This is a genomic window from Devosia sp., from assembly GCF_017307565.1.
Taxonomy (GTDB): Bacteria; Pseudomonadota; Alphaproteobacteria; order Rhizobiales; family Devosiaceae; genus Devosia.
This window is the reverse complement of the sequence record NZ_JAFKHD010000050.1, coordinates 1-4,540: the sequence shown is the minus strand read 5'-3', so window position 1 is coordinate 4,540 and position 4,540 is coordinate 1. Positions and strand designations below refer to the sequence as shown.

Sequence of the window (4,540 nt, the reverse complement as noted above, 5' to 3'; positions counted from 1 at the left end):
CGATTCGGGCGCAATCCCAGCGCCGGCGAACTCTACATCGCCCACTTCCTCGGTGCCGACGGCGCCGAGCGCATGTTCAAGGCCGGCCTCGAAAATCCCGACCAACTGGCCGTCAATCTCTTCCCCCGCCAGGCCGACGCCAACCGGGCGATTTTCTATAGCAACGGCCAGCCGCGCACGATCCGCGAAGTCTATCGCGTCCTCGTCGCCAAGCACGAAACTGGCGGAAATTCAGCCTTTTCGGCCCAGCAGATCGCAGGTCAGACACCCGGCCAACCGGCGCCGCCGCCCGTCGTTCCCTCGCGCTTTTCGACCGACAACATGTCCTTCACCGGTCTCTTCAAGACCGTGCCGGAAGAAGCTGAAGCGCCGCCCGCCGGCGGCTCGGCGTTTTTCACCCAGCTCTACGCGCGCTGAACTGCTTAACGGCACCTTGCCACTTATGGTGAACCGTTCCTTAAACACTCTGGGTTAGGCTTCTCTACGCTCGGATGCGGAGAGAGTAATGATCGAGTATAGCGAGTTTGTCCGGCTGTCCCGGTCCAACGATAGCGACGAACGCGGCCACGCGGCGCATCTTGCTGCTTTGGCGTTTCTCGATCATCACGGCCCGGCAGACGAACACGCGGCGCTCTATGCCGCGCTGATCAGCTTCCTCGACGACCCCTCGGTCAAGGTGCGCGCCGCGCTCGCCTATGGCCTACTGCATTCGCTGGACGCACCGCGCCCGATCATGATCGCCCTGTTGCAGGACAGCCCGATCATTTCGCGCGCGATTCTCCAGTATTCGCCGATACTTATCGATGCCGACCTGCTCGGCTGCGTTCGCAAGGGCGAGCAGTCCATGTGGCTGGCCATCTCCCAGCGGGCGGCCCTTTCGCCGCGCATCGCTGCCGAGCTGATTGCGCGCGAAGACGAAGATATCACCCTTCGCGTTCTGCGCCGTGGCGATGTCGCAATTGCCCAGGAATTGCTTGTCGAACTGTCCCGGACAAAGGGGCAGAACGCCAAGATGCGCGGTGCGCTGCTCGCGCGCGCCGACCTTCCGGCGCCGGCGCGCCTGATCCTTGTTCAGCGCGTCACCGAGGCCCTGCGCGAAACCCGCATCGTCCGTGGCGCGCTGGCGCCTGACCGCCTGGCCCGGCTTCTGCGCGACGGCTCTGACACCGCGCTGTCGGCAATCGGGGAGACCGAGGCCTGCCAGCACAAGCGTGAATTTGTGCAGGATCTCGTCGGATCGAGCCAGCTCAATTCGCGCATCCTGCTGCACGCCGTGGTCACCGGCCACGTCATGTTCTTCGCCTCCTGCGTTGCCGAACTGGCGGAAGTGAGCCGCGAGAAAGTCTTCACGCTGCTCGAGAACGGCAGTCGGGCGGCGCTCACGGCGCTGTTCCAGCGCGCGGGCCTATCGGTCGACCTTGGCAAGCTGCTTGTTCGGCTTGTGCTTTTTGCCCGCACCGCGGACCTCGCCGACGACGTCGCGGCGCGCCACTATGTCGTGACGGCCCTCACCGAAGAGCTGATCGCCGACTATGACGGGATTATTCCTGCCGAGTTGGAAGAAGCCTTCGCCTATCTCAGCGAGCAGAACATTGCGCTGGCACGAAAGGCCGCGCGCGGCGTCATGCGCGCATTTGCCGAGACGACGCATCTCGCGATGGCCCTGCCTCCGGCGGAAACAGCGGCGCTGCTGGAGTTGCCTGCGGCCTAAGCGGCCCTAGAACTTGAATTGTTCGCTGAGAACGCGTTCTTCGAGGCTCTTGCCGGGATCGAAGAGCAGCGTCACGCCGTGGGAGCGATCCTCTCGCACGGTGACCTCGCGCACGTTCTGAATCTCTATATTGTCTGCCACGGCGCTGACCGGGCGCTTTTCGGCCTCGTGGAGGACGAATCGCACGGTGGCGCGATTGCTGAGGATCGCCCCGCGCCAGCGACGGGGACGGAAGGGCGAAATCGGGGTCAGCGCCAGCAGTGGCGCCTCGATCGGCAGAATCGGGCCGTGGGCGGAGAGATTGTAGGCCGTCGAGCCTGCGGGCGTAGAGAGCAGGATGCCATCGCAGATCAATTCTTCGAGGCGGATTTCGTCATCGACGGCAATCTGGATCTTTGCGGCCTGATGGGTCGAGCGGAACAGCGAAACCTCGTTGAGCGCAAGGGCGGTGCGGTGCTTGCCGGAAGCATCGAGCACATCCATCGACAGCGGGTAGATTTCGGTGCGCTGGGCCGATTGCAGGCGTTCGACAATGTCGCGTTCGGCGAAGTCGTTCATCATGAAGCCGACCGAGCCGAAATTCATCCCATAGACCGGAATACCCCGGGACATGACGCGGTGCAGGGTCTGCAGCATCAGGCCATCGCCGCCAAGCGCGATAGCGTAGTCTGCATCATCAAGGGAAACCTCTCCGACCACGGCCCTGAGGCGCGCCGCGGCGGCTTCTGCGCCCGGCGTCTCATTGGTCACGATCGCTACGCGAGGAATAGCCGAACCGCTCACATTGGCCCCCAAAATCGAACGCAGGCAGGTGGCCGCTAGTAGCAAAGGCGGGAGAGAAAGGCGAGCTTTCGTTGGCGTGAAGAAGATGAGGTCCATCAGCCGGCCCGCCCAATGCGTGCCGAGGGAACCGAAGGGAAGGCCGGCGGTTGACCTCCTAGTGAAGGAGGCTGCCATGGAAAAGCAGAAATCCAAACCCGCTCTGCTCGAAACGCGTCCCGGCCACCAGATGGACGACAATGTCGATGATCTCGGCCACAAGGGTAAGAAGGAAATGCACGAGCAGCCGCTCGATGTGAAGAAACCGGTGAGCGACGACAAGCGGCGTTGATCCCAGCGTCCCAAGTGTCTTGCAGGTGTCCGGCACCGATGCTACACGGCCTGCACCAAGCCGGTATAGCTCAGTTGGTAGAGCACCTGATTTGTAATCAGGGGGTCGCGGGTTCGAACCCTGCTGCCGGCACCACGCTCCCAAACATGGCTACGCTTTCTTGTCCCAACCCGGTGGGACGAGAATTATTTTTGCGTCTAGCCCGCCTGCTGCGCGCGCTGCTGAGCGGCGTTTGCTGTACCCATGGAGGGCTTTGTCGGTACGCGAACCAGCGCCGCACAATTTTGCCTTCGCGCCCTGAAACCCTAGCGTTTCCGCCATTTTGGAGCTTGCTGGAGAGGGGATTCCACAAGTAGGTACAAGCCTCATATGCTGGATCATTCCATCGCACAGGTTGGACTATCGTGAACCATATCCGTCTCACCCATTTGCAGACTCTGGAAGCCGAGAGCATCGAGATCCTGCGCGAGGTCGCCGCGAGTTTCGAGCGGCCGGTGATGATGTATTCGATCGGCAAGGATTCGAGCGTGCTGCTGCATCTGGCGCGCAAGGCATTCTTTCCCAGCAAGATTCCTTTTCCGCTCCTGCACGTCGATACGACGTTCAAGTTCAAGGAAATGATCGCCTTTCGTGACCGCACGGCCGAAGAATATGGCTTCGACTTGATCACCCATACCAATCAGGATGGAGTTCGCGACGGCATCAACCCGTTCGATCACGGCTCTTCGCGCTATACCGACATCATGAAGACCGCGGCACTGCGCCAGGCGCTCAATGCCGGGCGCTACGACGCTGCGATCGGTGGGGCGCGCCGCGACGAGGAAAAGTCGCGCGCCAAGGAACGCATCTTTTCACACCGCAATGCCTCGCATGCTTGGGACCCGAAGAACCAGCGCCCCGAGCTGTGGCGCACCTTCAATACGCGCCTCAATCCCGGCGAGAGCATGCGCGTGTTCCCGATCTCCAACTGGACCGAGTTGGACGTCTGGACCTACATCTATGCCGAGCAGGTCCCGATCGTGCCGCTCTATTTCGCCAAGCCCCGCCCGGTGGTTGAGCGCTCGGGTACGCTGATCATGGTCGACGATTACCGGCTGCCGCTGTCGCCGGGCGAGACACCGCGGCTCGAAACCGTGCGTTTCCGCACCCTCGGTTGCTATCCGCTGACCGGCGCTATTCGCTCCACCGCCGCAGACCTGCCGTCCATCATCATGGAAATGCAGGCAAGCCGCACCTCCGAGCGCGAAGGACGGCTGATCGACAGCGACTCCATCGGCTCGATGGAGAAAAAGAAGCAGGAAGGCTATTTCTGAGTATGACCCTCGCCATGGCCTCGCCCGACACCAATCTCGACCTCTGGCTCGCCCAGCAGACCGACAAATCCCTTCTGCGGTTCCTGACCTGCGGCAGCGTCGATGACGGCAAGTCGACCCTGATCGGCCGGCTGCTTTATGACAGCCAGCTCATTCTCGACGACCAACTCGCCAGCCTCCGCAAGGAAAGCCACAACCGCACCGTGGGCGACGAAGGGATCGATTTCTCGCTGCTGGTCGATGGTCTCGTCGCCGAGCGAGAGCAGGGGATCACCATCGATGTCGCCTATCGGTTCTTTTCGACCGACAAGCGCAAGTTCATCGTCGCGGACACACCCGGCCACGAGCAGTACACACGCAACATGGCCACGGGCGCATCCAACGCCGACCTGGCGCTTCTCCTGG

General features: G+C 62.2%; 5 protein-coding genes, 1 tRNA gene and 1 pseudogene. 6 read left to right on the top strand and 1 reads right to left on the bottom strand.

What is annotated here, in order from left to right; all coding sequences use genetic code 11:
- Window positions 1-417 (top strand): annotated as a pseudogene (locus J0I64_RS00995) (hypothetical protein); the annotation flags it as partial.
- A gap of 88 nt (window positions 418-505) precedes the next feature.
- Window positions 506-1,711: a DUF2336 domain-containing protein gene (locus tag J0I64_RS00990; RefSeq protein ID WP_291405545.1), complete on the top strand. Its 1,206-nt coding sequence runs from the start codon at window positions 506-508 to the stop codon at window positions 1,709-1,711.
- 6 nt (window positions 1,712-1,717) lie between these two features.
- Here J0I64_RS00990 and J0I64_RS00985 read toward each other — a convergent pair whose 3' ends face one another.
- Entirely contained in the window at window positions 1,718-2,494 is a 777-nt protein-coding gene (locus J0I64_RS00985; protein WP_291405543.1) for an NAD kinase, read from the bottom strand.
- A 172-nt stretch (window positions 2,495-2,666) separates the two neighbouring features.
- Between J0I64_RS00985 and J0I64_RS00980 the strand changes: the two genes are divergently transcribed.
- The 4 genes from J0I64_RS00980 to J0I64_RS00965 form a co-directional block, all read left to right on the top strand.
- Window positions 2,667-2,822 (top strand): hypothetical protein, encoded by a 156-nt coding sequence (locus J0I64_RS00980; protein WP_291405541.1) that lies wholly within the window; start codon window positions 2,667-2,669, stop codon window positions 2,820-2,822.
- Between the two features lie 59 nt (window positions 2,823-2,881).
- A tRNA-Thr gene (locus J0I64_RS00975) sits at window positions 2,882-2,957 on the top strand.
- Window positions 2,958-3,226: 269 nt separating this feature from the next.
- Window positions 3,227-4,135: a sulfate adenylyltransferase subunit CysD gene (cysD, locus tag J0I64_RS00970; RefSeq protein ID WP_291405539.1), complete on the top strand. Its 909-nt coding sequence runs from the start codon at window positions 3,227-3,229 to the stop codon at window positions 4,133-4,135.
- On the top strand, window positions 4,132-4,540 hold a 409-nt coding region (locus J0I64_RS00965), incomplete at its 3' end, for a GTP-binding protein (protein ID WP_291405547.1). The genes cysD and J0I64_RS00965, both read left to right, overlap by 4 nt.